At 61.0% G+C, this 25,645-nt stretch carries 20 protein-coding genes; 13 read left to right on the forward strand and 7 right to left on the reverse strand.

Features of this window, described 5'->3' with window-relative positions; translation table 11 throughout:
* Positions 1 to 146 precede the first annotated feature (146 nt).
* The 7 genes from dusB (at position 147) to ACR0MO_RS02420 (ending at position 9,187) form a co-directional block, all read left to right on the forward strand.
* The gene (gene dusB, locus ACR0MO_RS02390; RefSeq protein ID WP_480889525.1) at positions 147 to 1,130 is read left to right on the forward strand and encodes a tRNA dihydrouridine synthase DusB; all 984 of its coding nucleotides are present in this window, start codon (positions 147 to 149) and stop codon (positions 1,128 to 1,130) included.
* Positions 1,127 to 2,209: a two-component system sensor histidine kinase NtrB gene (locus tag ACR0MO_RS02395; RefSeq protein ID WP_480881527.1), complete on the forward strand. Its 1,083-nt coding sequence runs from the start codon at positions 1,127 to 1,129 to the stop codon at positions 2,207 to 2,209. The genes dusB and ACR0MO_RS02395 overlap by 4 nt, the downstream gene beginning before the upstream one ends.
* Positions 2,209 to 3,576, forward strand: a complete 1,368-nt coding sequence (locus ACR0MO_RS02400) for a sigma-54-dependent transcriptional regulator (RefSeq protein WP_170450246.1) — start codon at positions 2,209 to 2,211, stop codon at positions 3,574 to 3,576. Before ACR0MO_RS02395 ends, ACR0MO_RS02400 begins: the two co-directional genes overlap by 1 nt.
* Positions 3,577 to 3,699: 123 nt before the next feature.
* On the forward strand, positions 3,700 to 5,964 hold the full coding sequence (locus ACR0MO_RS02405) for a sensor histidine kinase NtrY-like (protein WP_480780695.1): 2,265 nt from the start codon (positions 3,700 to 3,702) through the stop codon (positions 5,962 to 5,964).
* Positions 5,961 to 7,370: a nitrogen assimilation response regulator NtrX gene (gene ntrX, locus ACR0MO_RS02410; protein ID WP_170450251.1), complete on the forward strand. Its 1,410-nt coding sequence runs from the start codon at positions 5,961 to 5,963 to the stop codon at positions 7,368 to 7,370. The genes ACR0MO_RS02405 and ntrX overlap by 4 nt, the downstream gene beginning before the upstream one ends.
* A gap of 24 nt (positions 7,371 to 7,394) precedes the next feature.
* Positions 7,395 to 7,973, forward strand: a complete 579-nt coding sequence (locus ACR0MO_RS02415) for a helix-turn-helix domain-containing protein (RefSeq protein WP_170450253.1) — start codon at positions 7,395 to 7,397, stop codon at positions 7,971 to 7,973.
* 53 nt (positions 7,974 to 8,026) lie between these two features.
* Positions 8,027 to 9,187 carry an MFS transporter gene (locus ACR0MO_RS02420; protein ID WP_480889528.1) on the forward strand — a complete coding sequence of 387 codons (1,161 nt, stop codon included), beginning with the start codon at positions 8,027 to 8,029 and terminating at the stop codon, positions 9,185 to 9,187.
* On the opposite strand, the gene ACR0MO_RS02425 is transcribed toward ACR0MO_RS02420, so the two are convergent.
* On the reverse strand, positions 9,179 to 9,658 hold the full coding sequence (locus tag ACR0MO_RS02425; RefSeq protein WP_170450257.1) for a hypothetical protein: 480 nt from the start codon (positions 9,656 to 9,658) through the stop codon (positions 9,179 to 9,181). The genes ACR0MO_RS02420 and ACR0MO_RS02425 overlap by 9 nt on opposite strands.
* A 96-nt stretch (positions 9,659 to 9,754) precedes the next feature.
* Between ACR0MO_RS02425 and trkA the strand changes: the two genes are divergently transcribed.
* From trkA to hflX, 4 genes are all read left to right on the forward strand, one after another.
* Positions 9,755 to 11,131 (forward strand): Trk system potassium transporter TrkA, encoded by a 1,377-nt coding sequence (trkA, locus tag ACR0MO_RS02430; RefSeq protein ID WP_170518960.1) that lies wholly within the window; start codon positions 9,755 to 9,757, stop codon positions 11,129 to 11,131.
* Positions 11,131 to 12,669 carry a TrkH family potassium uptake protein gene (locus ACR0MO_RS02435; protein ID WP_170450261.1) on the forward strand — a complete coding sequence of 513 codons (1,539 nt, stop codon included), beginning with the start codon at positions 11,131 to 11,133 and terminating at the stop codon, positions 12,667 to 12,669. Before trkA ends, ACR0MO_RS02435 begins: the two co-directional genes overlap by 1 nt.
* Before the next feature lie 130 nt (positions 12,670 to 12,799).
* On the forward strand, positions 12,800 to 13,039 hold the full coding sequence (gene hfq / locus ACR0MO_RS02440; protein WP_010440340.1) for an RNA chaperone Hfq: 240 nt from the start codon (positions 12,800 to 12,802) through the stop codon (positions 13,037 to 13,039).
* Complete coding sequence (hflX, locus tag ACR0MO_RS02445) at positions 13,039 to 14,310, forward strand: GTPase HflX (protein ID WP_170450263.1); 1,272 nt, start codon at positions 13,039 to 13,041, stop codon at positions 14,308 to 14,310. Before hfq ends, hflX begins: the two co-directional genes overlap by 1 nt.
* A 3-nt stretch (positions 14,311 to 14,313) precedes the next feature.
* Here the strand turns inward: hflX and ACR0MO_RS02450 are convergent, their stop codons facing one another.
* The 4 genes from ACR0MO_RS02450 to hemB all read right to left on the reverse strand — a co-directional run bounded on the left by ACR0MO_RS02450 (position 14,314) and on the right by hemB (position 19,159).
* Positions 14,314 to 14,709, reverse strand: coding sequence for a nuclear transport factor 2 family protein (locus tag ACR0MO_RS02450; protein WP_170450264.1), 396 nt, complete (start codon positions 14,707 to 14,709; stop codon positions 14,314 to 14,316).
* A gap of 107 nt (positions 14,710 to 14,816) precedes the next feature.
* Positions 14,817 to 17,279 (reverse strand): penicillin acylase family protein, encoded by a 2,463-nt coding sequence (locus ACR0MO_RS02455; protein WP_480780654.1) that lies wholly within the window; start codon positions 17,277 to 17,279, stop codon positions 14,817 to 14,819.
* Positions 17,280 to 17,444: 165 nt separating this feature from the next.
* Positions 17,445 to 18,017, reverse strand: coding sequence for a YSC84-related protein (locus ACR0MO_RS02460; protein WP_170450268.1), 573 nt, complete (start codon positions 18,015 to 18,017; stop codon positions 17,445 to 17,447).
* A gap of 143 nt (positions 18,018 to 18,160) precedes the next feature.
* Positions 18,161 to 19,159 (reverse strand): porphobilinogen synthase, encoded by a 999-nt coding sequence (hemB, locus tag ACR0MO_RS02465; RefSeq protein WP_480872557.1) that lies wholly within the window; start codon positions 19,157 to 19,159, stop codon positions 18,161 to 18,163.
* A gap of 119 nt (positions 19,160 to 19,278) precedes the next feature.
* Between hemB and ACR0MO_RS02470 the strand changes: the two genes are divergently transcribed.
* On the forward strand, positions 19,279 to 19,803 hold the full coding sequence (locus ACR0MO_RS02470) for a component of SufBCD complex (RefSeq protein WP_170453021.1): 525 nt from the start codon (positions 19,279 to 19,281) through the stop codon (positions 19,801 to 19,803).
* Between the two features lie 21 nt (positions 19,804 to 19,824).
* Positions 19,825 to 23,280: a transcription-repair coupling factor gene (gene mfd, locus ACR0MO_RS02475; protein WP_480889532.1), complete on the forward strand. Its 3,456-nt coding sequence runs from the start codon at positions 19,825 to 19,827 to the stop codon at positions 23,278 to 23,280.
* Here mfd and ACR0MO_RS02480 read toward each other — a convergent pair.
* Both ACR0MO_RS02480 and ACR0MO_RS02485 read right to left on the reverse strand, forming a co-directional pair.
* Complete coding sequence (locus tag ACR0MO_RS02480) at positions 23,277 to 23,954, reverse strand: SH3 domain-containing protein (RefSeq protein ID WP_170450274.1); 678 nt, start codon at positions 23,952 to 23,954, stop codon at positions 23,277 to 23,279. The genes mfd and ACR0MO_RS02480 overlap by 4 nt on opposite strands.
* Complete coding sequence (locus tag ACR0MO_RS02485) at positions 23,951 to 25,615, reverse strand: hypothetical protein (protein WP_480626066.1); 1,665 nt, start codon at positions 25,613 to 25,615, stop codon at positions 23,951 to 23,953. Before ACR0MO_RS02485 ends, ACR0MO_RS02480 begins: the two co-directional genes overlap by 4 nt.
* Positions 25,616 to 25,645: the final 30 nt, after the last annotated feature.

Below are 25,645 nucleotides of genomic sequence, written 5' to 3' on the forward strand. Positions count from 1 at the left end.
GGGCGGTGAATGCAGAGGCAATCACCCGCGTTAACGTGATTAAAAAATAGGCAAGTGATGATTTTGCAGGCTTGTGACCCGCCGTTTTGTTGTTCATATGCGCGGAATTCGATATCAAAACCCCAAATGCTCAAGGATTAGGCACGTTGACCCTGCATCTTGCTGACAAAACCCTGAACCCGCCGGTGTTACTGGCCCCAATGGCCGGAATCACGGACCGGCCCTTTCGCGATCTGGTGATGCGCTTTGGGGCCGGAATGGTCGTCAGCGAAATGGTCGCCAGTCAGGAGATGGTGCAGGCCAAACCGGGCGTGCGCGAACGGGCCGAATTGTCTGCGGATGTGGAAAACACCGCCGTCCAGCTTGCCGGGCGCGAGGCGCATTGGATGGCCGAGGCCGCCCGTCAGGTCGCGGACCGCGGCGCGCGGGTGATCGACATCAACATGGGCTGCCCGGCCAAGAAGGTTACAAACGGCTATTCCGGCTCGGCCCTGCTGAAAACGCCCGATCACGCGCTGACGCTGATCGAGGCGGTGGTCGAGGCCGTGGACGTGCCCGTCACCCTGAAAACACGGTTGGGCTGGGATGATGCGCTGCTGAACGCGCCGGATGTGGCGCGCCGGGCCGAAGGGGCTGGCATTCAGATGGTTACGATCCACGGTCGCACGCGCTGTCAGTTCTATAAGGGTCGGGCCGATTGGCGGGCGATCCGCGCGGTGAAAGAGGCGGTCTCGATCCCCGTCATCGCAAACGGCGATATTGTCGATACCGAAGCGGCGCGCACGGCGCTGAACCATTCCGGTGCTGACGGTGTCATGGTCGGGCGCGGGGCGCAGGGAAAACCCTGGCTGCTGGCGCAGATTTGCCATGAGGTTTACGGCACCGATGCCCCTGAAATCCCGGACGGCGCCGATCTGATCGACATGGTGCGTTCGCATTATCAGGCGATGCTGGGTTTCTATGGCGCCGATCTGGGCCTGCGCGTCGCGCGCAAACATCTTGGCTGGTACATGGATGAGGCCGGAACACCCGCGCCGTTGCGCCGGGCGGTTCTGACCTCACGCGATACAGACGAGGTCCTGCGCTTGCTGGGCGATGCCTTGAACGGCACGGCAGAGGTGGCGGCATGACCTCGGATCAAAGCATCTGGAACTCGCTGCCGGTTCCGGCCTTTATCATTGATGCCGAGGATCGGATTGCCGACGTGAATTCCTCGGGTGAGGGGTTTCTGAATGCCTCGCGCAAAGCGGTGATTGGTGAGCCGGTCTGGGATCAGATCGCCGTGGATGCCCCGCTGGAAGAGGCGTTTCTACGCGCCCGCCAGCATGGCACGCCCTTGTTCGTCAATGATGTGGATGCAGGCTCGGGCAACCGCGCGCCGTTGCAATGCGCGCTGCAAATCGCGCCCTTGGTCGGGCATCCGGGATCGATGATCATGATCATCTCGCCCCGCGAACTGGCCGGGCGCATGACTCGTGGCAATACCGTCAAATCTGCGGCTCAGTCCGCGATTGGCATGGCCGAGATGCTGGCGCATGAGATCAAAAACCCTTTGGCCGGGATCACCGGGGCGGCACAGCTGCTCAGCATGAATATCCCGCCGCAAGATCTTGAACTTACAGATCTTATCGTCGCAGAAAGCCGCCGGATTGTGAAATTGTTGGAACAGGTTGAGCAGTTTGGAAACCTGCAGCAACCCGACTTCAAGCCGGTCAATATTCACGATGTTCTGGACCGCGCCCGCCGCTCGGCCTTGCTGGGGTTCGGTGCGGACATGACCATAATCGAGGATTACGATCCCTCCCTGCCTCTGGCCTTTGGAGACCCCGACCAGATCCTGCAAGTGGTTCTGAACCTGCTGAAGAACGCCTCCGAGGCCGCAGGGCCGGACGGCGGCACAATTCGCCTGCGCACCTATTTCGAACATTCGTTCCGGCTGCGCCGCAGTGATGGCTCGGGCCATTCGCTGCCCCTGCAGATCGAAATCATCGATGACGGGCCGGGCCTGCCGGAGAAAATCCGCAGCGATATTTTCGACCCCTTTGTATCCGGCAAGGAAAACGGAACCGGACTGGGGCTGGCGTTGGTCAGCAAGATCATCTCGGACCATGACGGCTGGATTTCAGCCGAATCCGTTCCGGGACGCACCGTCTTTAAACTGTCGCTGCGCCGCGCACCGGCAGAGAGCATATCGAAGGAGAGCACCTGATGGATGGCACCGTTCTGGTCGCAGATGACGACCGCACGATCCGCACTGTTCTGACCCAGGCCCTGACGCGGGCCGGATGCAAGGTGCACGCCACCTCTTCGCTGACCACGCTGATGCGCTGGGTGGGCGAGGGCAAGGGGGATGTTGTGATCTCGGACGTGGTCATGCCGGATGGGAACGGTCTGGAAATGCTGCCAAAGATCGCTCAGGACCGGCCCGGATTGCCGGTCATCGTGATCTCGGCCCAGAACACCATCATGACGGCGATTCAGGCGGCTGAGGCGGATGCCTATGATTACCTGCCCAAGCCCTTCGATCTGCCCGATCTGATGAAGCGCACCGCGCGCGCGTTAGAGCAGAAACAGCGCCTGCATACCGAGCCTGAAACCGAACAAAGCGACCGCCCGGATGAGTTGCCTCTGGTCGGGCGCACCCCGGTCATGCAGTCGCTTTATCGTTTGGTCGCGCGGGTGATGAATACCGATCTTTCGGTGATGATTTCTGGTGAAAGTGGAACCGGTAAGTCCCTGATTGCGCGCGCTATTCACGATTTCTCGGACCGGCGTACCTTGCCCTTTGTGACCGCAACGGCGGCCGACCTGCGTGACCTTGAAGGCCCCGCGCGCGTCATGGCCCGCGTGCGCGGCGGCACGCTGCTGATCGATGAGATTGCCGATATCGATGACGAGATTCAGGCCCGGATCGTTCGGATGATGGACACGCCGGGCGATCACGTGCCGCGCTTTATGGCCACCAGCCAGTCGGACCTGACGGACGGAATGGAAAGCGGTCGCATTCGGCAGGACCTGTATTATCGCCTGTGCGGCGCAACGATCCATGTGCCAGCCCTGCGCGAGCGGGTCGATGACATCACCCTGCTGGCCGAGCACTTTCTGGCCCGCGAAGAACGTGACAGCGGCACCAAGCGCTGGCTCAGCGCTGATGCGGTCGAGCTGGTCCGGCGTTATTCCTGGCCCGGCAACGTGCGGCAGTTGGAAAACGCGATACGACGCCTGAGCCTGACCAGCCGCGCGGATGAGATTTCAAAGGCTGAGGTCGAAATGGTACTGGGCAGCCAGCCCGAGGCCGAACCGGTTCTGGGCGGGGGCGAGCGCGAGAAGCTGTCCACGTCCGTTGAACGGCATCTGCGGCGGTATTTCGACCTGCACGGCAACATGCTACCGCCTCCGGGCCTGTACCAGCGTATCCTGCGCGAAGTTGAGGCACCGCTGATCGAAATCGCGCTGGAAGCGACCGGTGGAAATCAGGCGAAATGCGCGGATTTGCTGGGAATCAACCGCAATACGCTGCGGAAAAAGATTACAGACCTCGATATTCAGGTGACACGCCGTCGCAAACTGATGTAATATCGCCACACAAAGCGTGGCATCCGGGTATCGCCTGGGCAACGACCACGACATATGGCGGTTCGTCGCGCAAGCGACACATCAGAATGAGGGCAGACGGTGGCAACCCGAGCACAGAGCGGGATGATCCCATCGATTAGTCGATGGCGAAAATCCCGAAAACTGCGCAATTTCGGCACCTTGGGGCTGGTTCTTCTAGGACCTGCCTTGGCGCTTGCAACCTATCTTGTCATTGGTCCGTTTGATCTGGGGGCGACCGCCCCGACATTGCGTCTGATTCTTCTTGCAGATCTGGTTTACGTGCTGGTTGTCGCGGCCCTTGTGCTGAGCCAGTTGGGCAGCCTGATCGCGGCGCGACGGGCGAAATCGGCAGGCTCTCGCCTGCATTTGCGTCTGATCGGGGCGTTTACGCTATTGGCGCTGGTGCCCACGGTGACAGTTGCGATCTTTGCCGGGCTGACGGTGAATATCGGCCTTGAGGGCTGGTTCTCGGACCGTGTGCGGCAGGTTGTCGGCTCATCCCTGACCGCAGCCGAAGCGTATGAGCTTGAACACCGCCAAGGGCTGACACAGGACGCGGCTGTTCTGGCGCTGTATCTCGACAATGCCCGATCACGCGATTTCTACATCTCGGACGCTGAACTGCGCGAGGTTCTGGCGCAAGGGCAATCTCAGATCCAGCGCGGCCTGCGCGAGGCCTATGTGATCGATGGCAGTGGTGAGATCCGCTCGCGCGGGGATCGGTCTTACCTGTTCAACTACGAAGCCCCGACGCCCGAGCAGATGATCGAGGCAACGGATAATGGCCTTTTGATCATCGCCGATTGGGAAAACAACGAATTCCGCGCGCTGGTGCCCTTGCAGGCCTATCTGGACCGGTATCTCTATGTCAGTCGCGAAGTGGACGGCCAGTTGCTGACCCTGCTGGACGACACCAAGGAAACGGCGCAGTTCTACCAACAGCTCGAAAGCGAACGGGGACGGGTGCTGTTCGAATTTGGCCTTTTGTATCTGGGCTTTGCGCTGATCCTGATCCTTGCAGCCATGTCCCTGGGCATGTGGTTTGCCGAGCGTCTCTCGCGCCCCGTGGGACGCCTGACAACCGCCGCGCAGCGCGTCGGCGCGGGCGACCTGAGCGTTCAGGTGATCGAAGAGGCCAGCGACGACGAAATCGCCATGCTGGGGCGGTATTTCAACCAGATGACCCGACAGTTGAAGGGCCAGCGCGACACGTTGCTGGAGAACACACGTCAGATCGAAAGCCGCCGCCGCCTGTTCGACTCGGTGCTAAGCTCGGTGACATCGGGCGTTGTCGGAGTGGACCCTGATGGGTGCGTGACCTTCGTTAACCGTTCAGCCGAACGGTTGCTGGATTGGTCGCGTGGCGAACAGCATCTGGCCATCGGTATTGCGGTGCCTGAGTTTTTGCCTCTGTTCGAGAGCTTGAAGGACAGCGGGCAAGAGGCTGTGCAGGGCGAAATCAAGGTGACCCGCAAGGGGCAGTTGGAGAACCTGCTGGTCCGGATGGCCACGCGGCGGGGTGAGGATGGCGGGCTTGAAGGCTATGTTGTGGCCTTTGATGACGTCACCGATCTGGTCAGCGCCCAGCGGATGGCGGCGTGGGGCGACGTGGCCCGGCGGATCGCGCACGAGATCAAGAACCCGCTGACCCCGATCCAGCTGAGCGCTGAGCGGATCAAACGCAAATTCTCGCGCAAGCTGGACGAAGAGGATTGCGATAGCCTCGAGTCGATGACCGACGTGATTGTGCGCCAGACCAATGACTTGCGGCGGATTGTGGACGAGTTTTCGAAATTCGCACGTATGCCCGAGCCGGAACGGCGTGAGGAAGACGTTGTCGCCTTGGTGCGCGAGGCTGTGTTGCTGCAGCAGGCCGGGCAGCCCAACGTGCAGATCGATGCGGATCTGCCTAATCAACCAATCGCGGCGGATCTGGATGCGACCATGCTCAATCAGGCGCTCACAAACCTGATCAAGAACGCAGGCGAAGCCATTGATACCTTGAAGGAAAAAGGTGCGCCTGCAAACCTGAAGCCACAGATCAAGGTGGCCGTTTCCGACGATGACGCGGGTACGATCATCACCATTGCGGACAACGGTATCGGTCTGCCCGAAGACCGGGCGCGGTTGTTTGAACCTTATGTGACCACACGCGACGAAGGGACCGGGCTGGGCCTGCCCATCGTCAAGAAAATTATCGAGGAACATGGCGGAGCGCTGACGCTTGAAGACGCGCCCGTATTCGACGGACAGGACCATTTTGGCGCGATGGCCGTGATCCGTTTGCCGGGGGCGAATCTGCCCACCAATTCAGCGCCACAGAAGCAGGCGATTAAAACCAACAAACTGAAAGCAGGCCAAAGATGAGCGACATTCTGATCGTAGATGACGAACGCGATATTCGCGAGCTGGTGTCCGACATTCTGGAGGACGAAGGCTATTCCACAAGGCTGGCGGCAAACTCGGACGAGTGCATGTCGTCGATCAATGCCGAACCGCCAGGGCTGTTGATCCTGGATATCTGGCTGAAAGACAGTCGGATGGACGGCATCGATATTCTGAAGGCGGTCAAACGCGACAACCCGGATGTGCCGGTGGTGATCATTTCGGGTCACGGCAATATCGAGATCGCGGTCGCCGCGATCAAGCAGGGCGCGTATGACTTTATCGAGAAGCCCTTTAACATCGACCAACTGATGGTGGTGATCCGCCGCGCGATGGAAACCTCGCGCCTGCGCCGCGAGAATGCCTCGCTGAAACGCAAAGAGGTCAGCAATTCGGACATGATCGGCAAATCGGCCTCGTTCCGGGCGATGCAGGGCCAATTGGACAAGGTCACCAAGTCGAACGGTCGCGTGATGCTGAGCGGTCCGGCCGGGTCGGGCAAGGAGATCGCCGCGCGCTATATCCACGCCCATTCCAACCGCGCCAACGCGCCGTTTGTGACCGTCAACTGCGCCGGGATCGAGCCGGAGCGGGTCGAAGAGGTTCTGTTTGGCCGCGAATCCTCGGAACGCGGGGTGGAATCGGGCTTGCTGGAAGAAGCCCATGGCGGTGTGATCTACTTTGATGAGGTCGCCGATATGCCGCTGGGCACGCAGTCGAAAATCCTGCGGGTGCTGGTCGATCAGCAATTCCAGCGGGTTGGCGGCAGCGACAAGGTGCGGGTCGATTTGCGCGTGATCTCGTCTACGAACAAGGACCTGGACGACGAGATCGCAGCCGAACGGTTCCGGGAGGAATTGTATCACCGCCTGAACGTGGTGCCGATTGCGGTGCCGTCGCTGGAAGACCGGCGCGAGGATATTCCGGTTCTGGCCCAGCACTTCATCGAAATGTGCAACGAAACCCAAGGTCTGCCGATCCGCGAATTGTCGGAAGAGGCCGTGGCGCTGCTGCAAACCATGACTTGGCCGGGCAATGTGCGCCAGTTGAAGAACCTGATCGAACGGGTGCTAATTTTGGGCGATGGCACCGGGCCGATTGAGGCTCGTGAATTGCCGAGCGACGAGGATAAGGCCGAAGAGTCGGGCCGTGTTGTCCTGTCCGGTGCGCTGGCGACCTTGCCTTTGCGTGAAGCGCGTGAAGCGTTCGAGCGTGAATATCTGCTGACCCAGATCAATCGCTTCGGCGGCAATATCAGCCGCACCGCCAGCTTTGTTGGGATGGAGCGCAGCGCGCTGCACCGCAAGCTGAAATCGCTGGGGGTTGTGACCTCGAACAAATCCGGTGCGCGCGTGGCGCAAATCGATGAGCCGGAACCGGCGGAGTGATGTACCGGAAAGGCTGTGCTGGCCATGAGCGTTCTGACATCAGGGAACAGGCTTGAAACACGCGGGTACCCCGGCTTTGGCAAACGCCTGAAACGGTTGCGCCGGTCGGTCGGGTACAAACAATCTCATCTGGCCGAGTTGCTGCAGGTGGATCAGGCGACCGTCTCAAGGTGGGAGCGGGGCGGGCAAACCCCGCCGCCGGACACTCAGCAGGCTGTGTTTGCCGCGCTAGGGCCTGCACGTGCGGATGACAGCGCCTTGCGGCGGCTGGTCATGACCTCGTCCGACTGTCTGCATCTGGTCGAAGAGGCCAGCCATAAATGCCTTGCCTATTCCGCCAGCCGGGCACGGGATTGGAAGACCAGCCAAAACGCTCTGCTGGGCGTATCACTCTGGCAATTCGCAACCGAGGAAATTCAGCAGGCCGAGGCCGAACTGGACGCCGACGGCTGGTGGGACATGCACACGCCTGCGCCAAAGGCGTTTCAGACGTCTGAGGCCGTCCATGACCGCATTCGCATCAGCGCCGGAGAGATCATCTGGGAACGTCTGTATCTGTCGGACGGAACACCGGTGCGCCTTGTCAGTGGATCCAGACATTAGGGCCGCATAATTTATGCGTTCCGTGGTCTGACTGGGCGCTGTAGAAGCGGCGTATGAGACAAGCATTTCAGGTCCTTCTGCTCTGGCTGGCCGGGCTGGGCGCGGCGACGCAGTTTGCCAAGATCGCGGTGCCTTTCCCCCAGCTTTTGCAGCTGTATCCCGATCACGCGGATACGTTGGGATGGCTGCTGTCGATCATCAGCCTGCTCGGTGCCGTGCTGGGGGCCGTGTCCGGGGCAATCGTGGGTCGGGTGGGGCCTTTGAAGCTGCTGACTTTCGGCCTGTGTCTTGGGGGTGCGATTTCAGTGTTTCAGGCAACATGGCCCGGGTTTTACGTCATGTTGGCCAGCCGGTTTGTCGAGGGTCTGTCGCATCTGGCAATCGTCGTCGCCGCCCCAACGCTGATCGCGCAGATCACCAGCGGCAAGGCGCGGACCATGGCCATGGTGCTGTGGAGCACTTTCTTTGGCGTCGCCTTTGCGCTGAACGCGTGGCTCGGGCTGCCTTTGATCGAGCGGTTTGGCCTGACCGCGTTCTTCCTGCTGCACGGTTTTCTGATGATCGGAGTCGCGGCGTTGATCCTGATAACACGGTTGCCCGTGCAACCTGCCTCGCCAACGGTGCCGTGGCGGTGGAGCGAGGTGCTGCACGTCCATCTGCGCACCTACCGGTCGCCTTTCGTGTCCGCGCCGGCCTTTGGGTGGTTCTTTTACACGCTGACCTTTGTGTCCTTGCTGGCCATCCTGCCGGGCCGTCTGCCCGAGGAAACAAGCGGTCAGATTGCCGGGCTGATGCCGCTGGCGGGGATCGTGCTCAGCTGGGTGGCCGTGCCATTTTTGTTGAACGTGATGCCGTGTGTCGCGGTGATCAATCTGGGGTTTGGGCTGGGTATTCTGTCCATTGCCGGCGGTTTCCTCGGCCTGCCGCTGGAAGTTGTCTGCGTCCTGCTGTTTGCGGTTCTGGGCCTTGTGCAAGGGGGCAGTTTTGCCGCCGTGCCGATCCTGAACCAAACCGCCGAGACGCAGGCGCTCAGCTACGGGGCCATGGCGCAGATGGGCAACGCGGGCAACCTGCTGGGCACGCCGGTTTTGCTGGCCGTTCTGTGGCGGGTTGATGAGGCCGGGATGCTGGTCACCGTGATTGGTATCTACGCATTAGCCATTTTTGCGCATCTGGCCTTGTCCCGCCGACGCGCGGCGCAAGGTTCAACCTGATTGACCGGGCGAGATGATCTGGAATGATCCGTCATCGAATTTGACGAAACAGGATTGCGTGGTCAGCGGGGGCAGGGTGGTTGTGCGGGCAAGCGGCACGCTGGATTTCACGCCCGATTTGCAGGGCGGCAGGCTGACCGGGCGGTAGCCTTTCTGGGCCATGCACTGCGCCTCGACCTTGTTGCGTAGGGGTTTGTTGACGTCCACCGTATAGACATTTCCCGGCTCCCACCATCCGGGTGAGCGATAGCACCTGCCGCGCCCGTCGCAATAGGTCCGACCGGGCCAATAGACCGGCGGGCTTTGCCGGATCTGGTTGGCAACCGGCGCATCCTTGAGGGCCTGAACCTGACACTGGGTCGTTTCCGTCTGCATGCGCGAGACGCTTTCACCCTCGCGGTAATACAAAGACAGGGGGCCACAGGCGCCAAGCGCCATCAGGGGAACCAACAGGGCAACAAGTGTTTTCATGTGCTTATCTTGCCCCAGACCAACAGTTAAGACAATTCGATTGACCCCTATCGGGCCATCTGTCATTCAAAGATTTCAGGCAGAAGGGCCAGGAACATGAAGGTCATCATTTGCGGTGCGGGTCAGGTTGGCTGGCAGATTGCACGGCACCTTTCGGGCGAGCTTAACGACGTCACCGTGGTGGACAACAACCCTGATCTGGTGCGCCGCGCGACCGAAACGCTGGACGTGCAGGGCATCGCAGGCTTTGCCAGCTATCCGGATGTTCTGGACCGGGCCGGGGCGCGGGATGCGGATATGATCATCGCCGCGACCCACTCGGACGAGGTGAATATGGTCACCTGTCAGATGGCGCATTCGGTGTTCTCGATCCAGCGCAAGATCGCGCGTTTGCGGTCGAAATCCTATTTGCAGGCGATCCATTCCGACCTGTTCCGCCGCGATCACTTGCCCATTGACGTGGTCATCAGCCCTGAACGTGAGGTTGCCGCCGCCGCCATGCGCCGATTGTCGGCCCCGGCGGCCTTTGACACCGAACTGTTCATGGATGGTAAGGCGCAGCTTCTGGGCATTCGAGTGGATGAGGATTGCCCCATCGTGAACACCCCGTTGCGCCAGTTGACCGACCTGTTTTCGACCCTCAGTTCGATTGTTGTCGGGGTCCGGCGCGAGGGCACCTTGTTTGCTCCTGAATCCGAGGACCAACTGTTTGTGGGCGACGAATGCTATGTCTTCACAAGCGTAAATGACGTCGACCGCACGATGGAGGTGTTCGGCAAGTCGCAAAAACGACAGGACCGTGTGGTGCTTGTGGGCGGCGGCAATGTGGGCCTTGAGGTCGCCCGCACGCTGGAAGAACGCGAGGGTCGGGTCAGGGCGAAGATTATCGAGCGGGATCGCCAATGCGCCGAAAAAGCTGCCGAAGCGCTAGAGCGGACAATTGTATTGCACGGCGACGGCTTGGATTCCGCGTTGCTGAGTGAGGCAGGCATTGACCGCGCCGATGCGATGCTGGCGGTCACGGATGATGATCGTACCAACATGCTGGCCGCCGTGCGGGCCAAGGCCGAAGGCTGCGCGCTGGCGATTGCCTTGATCAACGACCCCAGCATGGTCGCCCTGATGGGTCCGCTGGGCATTGACGCCTATATCAACCCGCGCGCCACGACGGTCAGTTCGATCCTGCGTCATATCCGCCATGGGCGCGTGCGGCAGGTCTATTCGATTGGCGATGCCGAGGCCGAGGTGATCGAGGCCGAGGTTCTGTCAACCTCGCCCATGGCCGGTCAAAGACTGCGTGATATCGACTTTCCCGAAGGTGTTTTGGTGGGGGCCGTCCGCAAAGGGGATGATGTATTGCGCCCCACGGGCAGCCTGCGGATCGACGAAAAGGACGTTGTTGCGATTTTTGCCATGGCCAAGGACGTGCCCGAGGTTGAGCGGCTGATGCAGGTCTCGATCGATTTCTTCTGATGGCGCGTGTGAAACCACAACAGGTCGGGCTATTGCGGCGGTTGCCGCTGTTTTTGCTGATCTGGGGATGCGTTTCGATCTCGATGTGGGTGCCGGCGGTCTTTGCGCTGGTGCTGGATGATCACGATACCTCGCGCGCTTTTCTGTATTCCGGTCTTTTGGGGCTGTTTCTGGTGGCGACCATTTCCCTTGCATCCTCAAACCGGGTGCCGCGGCGGGGCACTTTGGGGCAGCTGGCGGTGCTGTTGGGGTGTTTCACGGTCCTGCCGCTCTTTCTGGCCATCCCGTTTCACGAGGCGCTTGGCAACACCACGTTTCTGAACGCCTATTTCGACATGGTCAGCGCCCTGACCACAACAGGTGCGGATCTGTTTCCCAACCCTGATCGACTGAGCGCGCCGCTGCATTTGTGGCGGGCGATGGTGGGCTGGATGGGCGGTCTGCTGATGTGGATTTCGGCGGCGGCGATCCTGGCCCCCCTGTCGCTGGGCGGGTTCGAAGTGACCGCAAAGGGCCAGCCGGGGCGCCCCGTCTCGGGCGTGGCCCAAAGTGAGACGGTTGACCCACGCGGCCGCCTGATCCGGGTGACACGCACGCTGACCCCGGTCTATGCCGGTTTGACGGCCGTGATCTGTATCCTGCTGCTGATCGCCGGAGAGCAAGGCCTGACCGCCATCTGTCACGCGATGTCGGTCATGGCGACCTCGGGCATTTCGCCGGTCGGCGGGCTTGAGGGGGCACAGGCCGGGATCACCGGTGAGGCAATTTTGCTTCTGTTCCTGTTCTTTGCCTTGTCCCGCCTGACATTCTCGGCGGATACGGCGACAAGCGGCTTTTCGCGGCTGGACAAAGACCCCGAGTTTCGGATCGGCCTGCTGATCGTACTCGCGGTTGCTGCTCTGCTGTTTTTCCGCGTTTGGGCCGGGGTTAACGAAATTGGCGGGCAACTTCAGCCCTTGCAGGCGCTGCATGTCATCTGGGGCATGCTGTTCACTGGCCTGTCCTTTCTGACAACTGCCGGGTTTGAAAGCGCCAACTGGAATGATGCGCAACAGCTTTCGGGGCTGGGAACGCCCGGTCTGATTCTGATGGGCCTTGCGCTGGTCGGCGGCGGCGTCGCCACCACGGCAGGCGGCGTGAAATTGTTGCGGGTCTTTGCGTTGTACCTGAATGGCGCGCGCGAAATTGACCGGCTGATCCACCCCTCCTCGGTCAGCGGGGCCGATGGCGGTAATCGACGCATCCAAAGCGACGGCGCGTTTATCGCCTGGATCTTCCTGATGCTGTTTGCCCTGACGCTTGCGGTGTTCAACCTGCTGCTGGCCATGATGGGGTCGGGGTTCGAACAGGCGATGGTCCTTAGCGTTGCCGCGCTCAGCACGACCGGCCCGCTGATCGAGTTGGCCACGGATGTCCCGATCCGGCTGATCGACCTGTCGGGTGGGGCCAAACTGACGCTGTGCGCCGCGATGGTGATCGGGCGGCTTGAGACGCTGGCAATCATCGCCCTGATCACCCCATCGCTGTGGCGGGATTAGGCCAATGTTGAGTCTTGGCATTACTGCCTGATTTTTCATCTGGAATATCTGGGCGCAGCACTCCATACTCTGCCAGAGGGAGCGCGTTGGTCCGCAGCGCGTAGCAAGAACAACGGCGAGATAACAAAATATGGCTTCGGACAGACAGAATCTTCAGGACGCGTTCCTGAACAATGTACGGAAAGCAAAAGTCCCGGTCACGATTTTCCTGATCAATGGTGTAAAATTGCAGGGTGTGATCACCTGGTTCGACAATTTCTGCGTGCTACTGCGCCGCGACGGACAGTCGCAACTGGTCTACAAACACGCGATTTCGACGATCATGCCATCGCAGCCGATCAGCCTGTATGAGGGCGAAGACGCCTCTTGATGGAACATGAACGGAGGCGCACCCGGGCCTGGGTGCTGCATCCTGAAATCAAGTCAGATGAACAGCGCCGTGTCCCCGAACCGGCGCTGGAAGAAGCGGTGGCACTGGCTGCCGCATTGCCCGATCTGGATGTGGTCGGGTCCGAGATCGTGCGCCTGCAACGCGCCCAGCCCGGATTGCTGTTCGGCAGCGGCAAGATCGAGGAGCTGGCCGAACGGCTGCATGACGCCGAGGTCGAGCTGGTGCTGATCGACGGTCCGGTGACCCCGGTCCAGCAGCGCAACCTGGAAAAGGCGTGGAAGGTCAAAATCCTCGACCGGACCGGATTGATTCTGGAGATTTTCAGTGATCGTGCTCGCACCCGAGAAGGTGTGTTGCAGGTCGAAATGGCAGCGCTCAGCTATCAGCGGACGCGGCTGGTGCGGGCCTGGACCCACCTGGAACGTCAGCGCGGCGGATTGGGCTTTGTCGGTGGTCCGGGTGAAACGCAGATCGAGGCCGACCGACGCGCGATTGATGAACAACTGGTCCGTCTGCGGCGTCAGTTGCAGAAGGTGGTCAAGACGCGCACGCTGCACCGTGCGGCGCGGGCCAAGGTGCCGTATCCGATTGTGGCGCTTGTGGGTTACACCAACGCAGGCAAATCCACGCTGTTCAACCGCTTGACCGGGGCCGAAGTCATGGCCAAGGACATGCTGTTTGCCACGCTGGACCCAACCATGCGCCGCGTTGTTCTGCCTGATGGCCCCGAGGTGATCCTGTCGGACACGGTGGGCTTTATCTCGAACCTGCCCACCGAACTGGTCGCTGCCTTCCGCGCCACGCTGGAAGAGGTGCTGGGCGCCGATCTGATCGTGCATGTGCGCGACATCAGCCATGAGGAATCGCAGGCGCAGGCCGAGGATGTGCAGGCCATTCTGACCTCATTGGGGGTCGATGATGAACGCCCGATGTTGGAGGTCTGGAACAAAACCGACCTGCTGGACCTTGATGAACGCGAGGCGACACTGGCCCGCGCGGATCGGGATCCTGCGATCTTTGCGATCTCGGCCGTGACGGGGGATGGGATTGACCCGCTGCTGGCGGAAATCGCCACGAAACTGCAGGGCGTCCGCCATCAGGTCACTCTGTCCCTTGGGTTTTCCGAGGGCAACAAACGCGCCTGGCTGTTCCGGCAGGATGTGGTCCGATCCGAAGAACAGACCGAGGATGGTTTCGCAATCACCGTACTTTGGACCGACAAACAGGCGGCTCAGTTCGCCGGGCTGTAAGGCTCAGTCGCGACCGACCTGCCTTTGATACTCGGCCAGGTCAAACCACCAGGATGAGGATCGCACCTTGTGGTTGGTGTCTAACTCCCATTCCTCCCACCCGCGGGTCACGACCGGGTTGCCGGTTTGCGCGTGGTTGCCCTCCAGCGTCCAGACGAACAGGGCGTGGGTTCCGGCCCATCGCAGCATATCGCAGCGCAGGTCCAGATCGGGGAGTTCCGCGTACAGATCGCGCGCCATCGCGGCTATTGCCTCGCGGCCTTCCAGCGGCGTGCCGCCGTTGATGGTCATCTGACAGTCCGGCGCAAAATAGCTGGCGACAGCATCGGCATCACCGGAACTCCAGGCAATGGCGTAGTCGCGCGCAAGATTGTTCAGGACGTCCCGAATACTGGCCATGATCGCCCCCTTGGTCCCACATAGTCGGTAGGGGGATGGTAGGCGAAACCGGGCAGGGGTGCCACGGTGCCTTGCATTATAGGGCGGGGACTCGCCGACCGGGCGGATTATCGCGGAATCAGAGTGGTCACACCGACGGCGGCGGCCCGCGCCAGATCGATGTCGAGTGACATGGGGATATATTCTCCGCGCCGCCACAGTTGGGCCTGATCGTCATAGTAGCGCGACAGGAAATGCCCTGACTGACCGGTGGCCGTGATAAAGACCGAGCTGTCGGGGTCAGCGAAATCATAAACGCCGCGATAACCCGCGCCGTGGACATTCTGGAACGGATCCGGCCCTTCGCCCGAGGTGCGCCCGCGCAGCAGCGTGTTGTCACCGCCGCTGGTCGATTGCCGGATGTTCACGAAATAGCGCAGGACCGGGACCTGTCCCAGAACCGGATGATCATGCGTGGCCTGATGCGCGTCGCCCCAACGCAGCGATTCCAGGGCCGAGCCGTAATTCTCGGAGATCCAGATCAGCGCGTCATCCAGCGCCAGCCGGGCCATGTCGGTGCAGGTTTCCACCGGCGCGCTTTGGCGGACGTCGCACCAGACCGAGGCACCATCGATGTCGCGATAAACCCGTTCGATGAACAAGGGTTCCACATGCTTGAACTCGCTGGCCAGCGGGCCAAGTTCATCCGCGATCAGGCGGATCTGCAACGCGCGCAGCCAGGCGGCGTAGATCAGGGGTTCGGGCAGATGCTCGTTCATCTCGCCGTTCCATTCTGCCAGCAGAGACAAGGCGATCTCGCGTTGGCGCTCGGGTGTGCCTTCGGGGGCTGACGCGCCGGTAAACCACAGATCAGCCCCGATCAGCGGCAGCAGCGACCGGGCGGTGAAGCTGACAGTGTCAAGCTGCGCCTCGATAAAGCTGTCGCGGGTGTGGACCTCTCGCGATTGCATCAGGCGTTCCCAGCGATGAACGCGCTGGGTGTCGCCCCATTCGTACGAGACATGGTTGGGAAAGGGGCGGTCGATGATCTTGTTGTTGGTGTTGCCTAGCAGGCCGCCTATGGGGGCCACGAATTCGGGGTTGTTGGCATAAGGCAGGCGGCCCTGCCAGCGGTTGGCGTCAATCCAGCCGGGAGTCGGGATACGGCCCTTGCTCTGGTTTCGCAGGTTGCGTTGCGGCATGGCGCCGATCAGTTTCATGCCGATCGTGTCCCCATCGACCAGTGAAAGGTTTTGCGACGGAGCGATAAATTTCTCTCCAACCTCAAGAGCTTCCCGCACGGTGTTCACGTTCATCAAACCCATCGACGCGCTCATCGACGTGTCGTTCGGGCTGAGCGCGGTCCAGGACAGGGAAACCACATGACCGGGTGGCGTGATCGTTTCCAGATCGTAATGGCTGCCGGGCAGAACCGGACCATTCTCGGTCCAGCGCAGGGTCAGGGTAATGGGGGCTTCATCCTTGATCTCGATGATCGAGGGGCGGGTGCGGAATTCCTTGTAGCCGTCTGGGGTCAGGTATTCTTCGGGATTGTCGGGGTTCAACTGCTCGATATGCAGGTCCTGGTCGTCCAGATACGAGGATGTCAGGCCCCAGCCCAACCGGTCGCTGCGTCCGCTCATGACGGCAGGAATGCCGGGTATTGTCGCGCCGATCACGCCGCCATTGGCCAGCCCGAGATGCGCCAGATACCACACACCGGGCGCAGTGAAGCCCAGATGCGGGTCATTGGCCAATAGCGTTCCACCACTGGCAGATCGGGTGGGTGCTGCGGCCCACGCGTTCGACGCGCCCGCAAGCCCGCGTTTGGGGAACGGCGACAGGGGCGTGTCCGGCATGTCTGTTCCGGCTGCATAGCGGGGCAGGCCGGGGAACAGCGCGGCATATTCCGGCAGGGCGGCGATGCCGGGGCCGGGGACGTCTGGCAGAATGTCGGAAAGGCGCGCGGGGTCGTTCAGCATCAGGGATGTGCGCGCGCGCAGAACCTCATCCTGCAAATGGCCCGACAATTGCAGCCCCATCAGCTTGATCACCGCAAGGCTGTCGCCCGGTTGCCAGGGCGACACGGGCGCGTTGAACAGAAACATCTCGGGCGCACCACGGCCCAAAGCCTCTTCGTTGATCTGTGTCAGGCGGGCGTTGACGCCAGCGGCATAGGCGCGCAACGCGGCCTTTGTGTAATCGTCCTGCGCGTCAACCGACCGATGGGCCAAACCATAGAGGTCGAGCCGGCGCAACAGCTTGTCGATTGGCACCGTCCGAGCGCCAAAAACCTCGGACAAACGGCCCTGCGCAGTGCGGCGCATGACGGTCATCTGCCACAGGCGATCCTGTGCATGGGCATAGCCCAGACCGTAGAACACATCCGGGTCGGTTTCGCCAATGATATGCGGGACGTTTGCAGTGTCGCGAATGATTTCAACCGGGGCGGTTAAGCCTTGAACCTCAAGGGTTTGATCGTATTCGGGCAGGGACTGGCTGGCCAGAAAATAGACCAGCCCGATCGCGGCAAGCACCAACAGGATCAGACCCGAGGCGATACGCACCAGCCAGCGAAAAACAAGACCCATAAATGCCCCTCAATCCCGTTCGATTATCGTTTGCGCAAAGACTAATGGATGGGGCCAGCAACCGAAAGAGGAACGCGGCAGGAACCTGTCCTGACGTACCGAAAATAAGTGCCCCGCCGCACCGGAATGCGACGGGGCTTGCCAGAGGGGTGTGGTGTTCGAAACTTACGGAATGATCCGGGTGTATTTGGTGCCTTCGACCGTTGCGCCGATCTGCAGGCCCGCCTGTCCGAAGACAGCGGCCAGAACCGGTGTGCGCAGCGTGGTTGTGTCGGTCGACAATGAATCGCCCTGATCGCTGACCACGTAGCCAATGTCAGCCCCGGCGGTCCAACCGCTGGAGCGGCGGAAATCGTTCAGCGCGTCCTCGGTCATGAAGAACAAGACGTGTGCGTATTGCTGTGCGCCGATCTGAAGGCCCGCGCTGCCTTTGACGGCCGAGTAATAATCGACCGTCGCGCCGTTGATCTGCAACGCGCCGCGCCCGTAGCCGCCACCAAAGACAAACCCGGCTTCGGTGATCAGGGGCATGACCAGCAAGCCATTGGCCTTGTTGGCAATTTCAACCGTGTTTGGATAGCGGCTGTACATCTCGGTCAGCGTTGCGGCGACACGCGCATCAATCGTGGCTGCGTTCGAATTGCCAACGCCGTTGCCGCATGCGGCGGTCAAGGTCAGCCCAGCCATGCCAAAAGCAAAGCCGCGACGGCTCAGTCGGGGGGATTGGGAACTGCTCATATGTCCTGTCTCTTGTAAATGTGCCTGATATGTCGGGTGATCCCGATCTTGTGTGCAAGAATACGCCGATTGCCCGTATATGTCACGGGAAAGCTTTGCGCGCCTGCGTATCAATAGGCGAAATATCGCGACAATCCGGGGTTTTAGCCCTGCAGCATCTCTGCAACCTTGGGGGCGAAATAGGTCAGGATACCGTCGCACCCGGCGCGTTTGAAGGCCAGCAGGCTTTCCACCATGACCTTGTCGCCATCGATCCAGCCGTTCTGCGCCGCCGCCTGGATCATCGCGTATTCACCCGAGACCTGATAGGCATAGGTCGGCGCGCCGAATGTGTCTTTCACCCGGCGGCAGATATCCAGATAGGGCATACCGGGTTTGATCATCACCATATCCGCGCCCTCGGTCAGGTCGCGTTCTATCAGGCGCAGGGCTTCGTTCGAGTTCGCGGGGTCCATCTGGTAGGTTTTCTTGTCACCCGTCAGCGCACCCGAGGCTCCAACCGCATCGCGGAACGGACCATAAAAGGCGCTGGCGTATTTGGCGGCGTAGCTGAGGATCATCACGTTATGGTGCCCTGCGCCTTCCAGCGCCGAACGCATCGCCCCGATGCGGCCATCCATCATGTCCGACGGGCCAATGATGTCCGCGCCGGCCTCGGCCTGAGCAAGGGTCATCTTGACCAAGGCTTCAACGGTCCGGTCATTCACGATCTCGCCATCGACCACGTATCCGTCATGGCCGTTGATATTGTAGGGGTCCAGCGCCACGTCGGTCATGATCGCGATCTCTGGCGCGGCCGCCTTGATCGCGCGGATTGCACGGTTCGACAGGTTGTCGGGGTTCCAGGCTTCGGCACAGTCTTCCGTTTTCAGTGCCGGATCGGTGTAGGGAAAGATGCAAATCGCCGGGATTCCAAGGGCCTGAGCCTCAACCGCTGCCTTGGCTATCAGATCGACCGAGCGGCGAATGACGCCGGGCATCGAAGGCACCGGTTCTTCCACACCTTCGCCCTCGCGCACGAAAACCGGCCAGATCAGATCGTCCGTAGTCAGCGTATTCTCACGCACCAAGCCCCGAATTGCCTCGGACTGCCGGGCCCGGCGAAAGCGGGTCATGGGGTAGGGGGCGATGGTCGGTTTCATGGCGCGTGCTCCTTGAACATTGCCGCATTGGGTGGCATGAATTCGCCTAGGGCTCAAGGGTACCAATGGACGCGCCGCTGCGATAGAACCCCCTGAGGATTTTGAATAAAGGGCTGGGTTTGGACTGGTACACCTCGATCTTCGAACTCATCGACATGCGCAGCTTTTCGAATCTGTGGTTCTGGATCGTTCTGGCGGTGATGTGGTCCTCGGCCAGCCATTGGGTGATGGGGGTGCCTTACGACCTGGTCGTGCGGGCGCGCCGGATCGGTGGCCAGGTCGAGCTTGATCTGCTGGACATCGTTCGGATCAATTCCAACCGTTTGCTGTATCTGGTGGAAGTGTCGGGCGCCGTCCTTCTGGCGCTGGCCTGTTTTGTATTCACCGGATTGGCAACGCTTGGGTTTTACTATGGCGTCGAGTTTGCGCAGGCCCTGTTTTTGCTGATGTTCCCGATGACCATCGTCACGGTTCTGAACGTCGTCTACGCCCGCCGCTTGCGGCAACATGAACTGACGCTGGAAAGGGTGGCAAAAGCCTTGTCTCGGTGTCGGCTTTACACCCAGATCATCGGCATGATCTCGATACTGGTCACTTCCCTCTGGGGCATGTATCAGAACCTCTCGATTGGCGTTCTGGGATAGCGAAATCTGAAAGGCAAGGCGATGAAGGCTCCGAACCACGTGACAGTCGGCGGCGCCCCGGAAGGGTTTGACGCGCAGCTTGTCCTGAACGAGATCGCGCGTTCGGGTGGGCCGGTCTGCCACGTCGCGCGGGATGATAAGCGGATGGAGGCGATGCGCGCCGCATTGGCCTTCTTTGCCCCTGACATGCCGGTCTTTGTGTTCCCCGGCTGGGATTGCCTTCCTTATGACCGGGTGTCGCCCAATGCTGATATCGCCGCGGCGCGAGTGGCGACATTGGCGGCTTTGGTGCACCAGATGCCGGATCGGTTCGTGCTGCTGACCACGCTAAACGCCGCGACCCAGCGGGTGCCGGCGCGCGATGTGCTGCGCGAGGCTGCATTCACCGCCCGTGTGAACCATCGCGTGGATGAGGACGCGCTGCGCAAGTTTCTGGTGCGCATGGGGTTCACCCAAAGCCCCACGGTGATGGAGCCGGGCGACTACGCAATCCGGGGTGGCATCATCGACGTTTTCCCGCCGGGTGAATCCGGGCCTGTCCGGCTGGACCTGTTCGGCGATGTGCTGGACGGTGCGCGCCGGTTTGATCCAGTGTCCCAACGCACGACTGAGAAGCTGGAGGTGGTTGAACTCGCACCGGTTTCCGAGGTCATTCTGGACGAGGCTGCAATCACCCGTTTCCGCCAGAATTATCGCATCGAATTTGGCGCTGCCGGAACTGATGATCCGCTGTATGAGGCAGTTAGCGCAGGCCGAAAACACCAAGGCGTCGAACACTGGCTGCCATTTTTCCACGAAAAGCTTGAAACGCTGTTCGATTATCTGCCGGATGCGACAATCACCGTTGATGATCAGGTGACACCGTCTCGGCTGGCACGTTGGGATACGATTGCCGATCAGTACGAAACCCGTCGTCTGGCGCTGGAAAACCGCTCACGCATGGATACGGTTTACAAGCCGACGCCGCCCGGATTGCTGTATATGGATGACGCGGCTTGGGAACAGGCCGTGGGCAACCGGCGGGTGATGCAGTTCAGCCCGCTGCCGCAGGCCAGCGGTCCCGGCGTGATCGATGCGGGCGGGCGGATCGGGCGTAATTTTGCGCCCGAACGGCAGCAGGAAAGCATCAGCCTGTTCGGCGCGCTGGCAGGTCACATCACCGACAAGCTGTCCAAAGGTCCGGTCCTGATCGCCTCGTATTCCGAGGGCGCGCGCGAACGTCTGACCGGGTTGATCGAGGATGAGGGGCTGGCCGAAGCCATCCCGGTCACCGACGGCACCCGTGTCGGCAAGCGTGGGCTGCATCTGGCAGTCTGGGCGTTGGAGCATGGGTTCGAAACCCCCGATCTGACGGTGATCGCCGAGCAGGACGTGCTGGGCGACCGCCTGATCCGCCAGCCCAAGAAACGCCGCAAGGCCGAGAATTTCCTGACCGAGACCCAATCGCTGTCCCCCGGTGATCTGGTGGTTCATGTCGATCACGGTATTGGCCGTTACATGGGCATGGAGGTGGTCACCGCCGCAGGGGCCGCCCATGAATGCCTGCTGCTGGAATATGCCGAACAGTCCAAGCTGTACCTGCCGGTCGAAAACATCGAACTTCTGTCAAAATACGGCCACGATGAAGGGCTGCTGGACCGTCTGGGCGGCGGCGCTTGGCAGGCCAAGAAGGCCAAGCTGAAAGAGCGCATCCGCGAGATGGCGGACAAGCTGATCCGCATCGCGGCTGAACGCGCCTTGCGCAAGGCTCCGGTCATGGACCCGCCCCCTCACGCGTGGGAGGAGTTCAGCGCGCGATTCCCCTATCAGGAAACCGACGACCAGCTGCGCGCGATTTCCGAGGTGATGGAGGACATGCATTCCGGCGCGCCGATGGATCGCCTGATCTGTGGCGATGTGGGTTTCGGCAAGACCGAGGTCGCCATGCGCGCGGCATTTGTCGCCGCCATGTCGGGCGTGCAGGTGGCGGTGGTTGCGCCGACCACCTTGCTGGCCCGTCAGCACGCGGCGTCGTTCAAGGAGCGGTTCCGGGGCTTCCCGCTGGAAGTGCGGCAATTGTCGCGCTTTGTCTCGGCCAAAGAGGCGCAACAGACCCGCGACGGGTTGGCGCGCGGCACGGTGGATATCGTGATCGGCACCCATGCCTTGCTGGCCAAAGGGGTGCGGTTCCAGAATCTCGGCCTGCTGATCATCGACGAAGAACAGCATTTCGGTGTCGGCCACAAGGAACGCCTGAAGCAACTGCGCTCGGACATTCACGTGTTGACGCTGACCGCCACTCCGATCCCCCGGACATTGCAATTGAGCCTGACCGGCGTGCGCGATCTGTCGATCATCGGCACTCCGCCCATCGACCGTCTGGCCATCCGCACCTATGTCAGCGAATTCGACGCAGTCACCATTCGCGAGGCGCTGCTGCGCGAACACTATCGCGGCGGGCAGAGCTTTTACGTCGTTCCCCGCATCTCGGATCTGCCCGAGATCGAAGAATTCCTCAAAGACCAGCTGCCCGAACTGTCTTATGTCGTCGCGCATGGCCAGATGGCGGCGGGTGAGCTCGACGACCGGATGAACGCGTTTTATGACGGCAAATACGACGTGCTGCTGGCGACGACGATTGTCGAAAGCGGGTTGGATATTCCGACTGCGAACACAATGGTTGTGCACCGGGCGGATATGTTCGGTCTGGCGCAGCTCTATCAGATCCGGGGGCGGGTCGGGCGCTCAAAAACCCGCGCCTATGCTTACCTGACCACCAAGCCGCGCCAGAAACTGACCGCGACGGCCGAAAAACGGCTGCGGGTTTTGGGCTCGCTGGACACGCTGGGGGCAGGGTTCACGCTGGCCAGCCAAGACCTCGACATTCGCGGCGCGGGCAACCTGCTGGGCGAGGAACAATCCGGTCAGATGCGCGACGTGGGCTATGAACTCTACCAATCGATGTTGGAAGAGGCGATTGCCAAGATCAAGGCCGGTGAGATGGAGGGGCTGTCGGATGCCGACGACCAGTGGGCCCCGCAGATCAATCTGGGCGTCCCGGTTCTGATCCCCGAGGAGTACGTGCCCGATCTGGACGTGCGTCTTGGCCTCTATCGACGTCTGTCGTCGCTCTCGACCAAGGTCGAGTTGGAAGGCTTTGCCGCGGAACTGATCGACCGCTTCGGTGCTTTGCCGAAAGAGGTGAACACCCTGATGCTGGTGGTGCGCATCAAGGCGATGTGCAAACGGGCGGGGATTGCCAAGCTGGATGGCGGGCCGAAGGGTGCTACGATCCAGTTCCACAATGACAAGTTTGCCTCGCCTCAGGGGCTGGTGGAGTTCATCCAGAACCAGCGCGGCCTTGCCAAGGTCAAGGACAACAAGATCGTCGTGCGCCGCGACTGGAAGAAGGACAGCGACAAGATCAAGGGCGCTTTTGCCATTGCCCGCGATCTGGCGGAAAAGGTTGTGGCCGAGAAGAAAAAGGCGAAAGCCTAATCCCCGGTCACAAAGGTACAAAGCTGCCAGTCGCCCGCGTCGGATTTCACCAGTGCGGCGCGGTAGCCCACCATGGACCACAGGAAATCGCTGTGCATATAGCCGAGTGTGCCATCAGTCAGGCGGACCAGTTGGTATTCGGCGCCGTCCTGATATTCGGGCACCAGAACGACCTCGTGGCTGATGAAGTCCAAAATACCGCCACTGCGCGCTGCGGACCGGCGCAGGGTGACCCGGTCTCCGGTCACGAAATAGGCCAGAAACGGATCCAGCGCGGCGGGCAGAGAGATCTGCCATTGATGCGGCATCCAGAATTCGCCCTGATCATCGAAATAGCCGGGCTGGGACAAAGTGTCTTCCAACGCAGTCCAATAGGCTTCGCGCAGCGCGTCGGCCTGGTGGCGTGTATCCTCGGCCAGCGTTTCGGGCGGTACGGTCAGGCTTTGCCGAAACGCTTCGGGGCCGCTTTCGGTGCCGTGACTGATATAGATATCGGGGCAGGCGGCGGCGATCACGGCCTCGGTATCGCGAGCGGCGACTTTGGCCAGCAGGTTGTCGCGAAACGCCACCAGAGACGGGTCACTGCCCGCCTGATCCACGGGGGTGAAACTTTGGCGATCCGCCCAGACCGGCCCACAGATCAGCGCGGCCAGCGCAAGTTTCAGTGATTTCATTCGGCAGCTCTCATCGCGGCTTGGGCGCAGAAACAGGATGCGCCGACTGCACCGTCGGCTCGTGCCAGCGCAAGGTCAAGCCGTTGTTTGATCTGTTTGATTTCAACCGTCTCGCTGCGCGCTTTCAGGCAATCATGAAGGCCCTTCAGGCTCCAGACATTGTCCGGATGGATCGAGGCGCGGCTGAGGTTTCCGCCCAATCCCAGATCCTTGCGATAGACCGCTTCGGCCTCGGCCACATGGCCTTGTTCGAACAGCAGGGCCCCAAGTGCGTGGCGCGTGGGTTGCATCCAGCCCCACGGCTCATCATAGGGCAAGGTGTCGTCCAACTCGACCGAGCGGCGCAGGTGCGCAAAGGCGATCTCGAAATTGCCTTTGCGGTATTCAATCTCGCCGCGCAGCATCTCGGTTGCGACCTCCAGCAGATCGATAACGCGGTTGTTGTGCAGCCGCCGCGCCTCGGGCACGCAGGCTTTGGCGCTGAGGAACAGCTGTTCCTCGGCTTCGGCCTGCGCCACATCGCCGGTTGCGGCATGGGCGATGGCGCGGGCGTAATGGGTGGTTGCCGTCAGCGTGCGGAACAGGTCGGGGTCTTCGGGCAACTCCAGTGCCTTGGCCTCTTCCCAGCGGCCAAAGCGGATCAGGATATGAGGGCCCATCGACATATAGCTTTCGAAGAAATCCGCCATGGGCGGGCTTTCAACGCGCAGCATTTCTTCGGGCGTGGTGTCCCAAAGCCCCTGATTGGCGCGCAGTGCGGGCTCCATCTGGCCCAGAAACAGCGCGCCATAGATGGTGAAGTGATAGTTGTGCTGGCGATAGCCGGTATAGATGTTGAACGCGCCTTCACGTTCGTAATACTTCAGATCGGCGACCGAGGCCTTTTCGTTCCAGTGCACCACATTCTGATAGTGCCCGCAAAGCACATCGATATGGGTCGGCATATGCACAAGATGCCCGGCATCGGGGACCAAAGTACGCAGCACGTCGCCTGCTTTCAGCGCTTTTTCCGGGGTCGGCGACATTTCCATCAGATGAACATACAGATGCAGCAGGCCGGGATGAGACATGGCGGCGGGGTCATTGTCCATCGCCCATTCCAGTGCCTCTTGCGCTTCAAGTGTGGCGGCCCCTTCGGCGGGTTTGCCGGTGCTCAGGTCCCACATTTTCCAAGGGGTCAGGTTCAGCAGGGATTCGACATAGATGGTGCGCAGGTCCAGATGTCCGGGCTGGGCAGCGAAGGCTGCGCGCATGGCGTCGGCAAAGTCGAAATCCCATCGATGCATATCCTCGACCGGATCCCGTTGCGGGTAACGCGCAGGCAGGGCGTTGATCAGCGCCTTTTCGACATCAGTACATGTGTCCGTCAGCGCCAGCGCCTTCTGCGCGGCGTCATAGGCTATGCCAAGGGCCTTTTGCCGCCCCCGGTCATCCTGCAATTCCCATGGCAGGTTGTAGTTCGGACCGGCGGCATAAGCGACGCCCCAATGGGCCATGGCGCAGGCCGGGTCATGCTCAACCGCTTTCTGGAAACAGACCACAGCCTCACCGTGGTTATAGCCATAGGTCCAAGCCAGACCCCGGTCGAACCAAAGCTGGGCCTCGGCCGATGATGTGGTGACGGGGCAGGAATAGGTGCCCAAATCGTAATCATAGCTCATCAAATAACCTCCCCCGGAATGTTCAAGGCA

This window comes from Ruegeria sp. K5 (genome assembly GCF_056531805.1).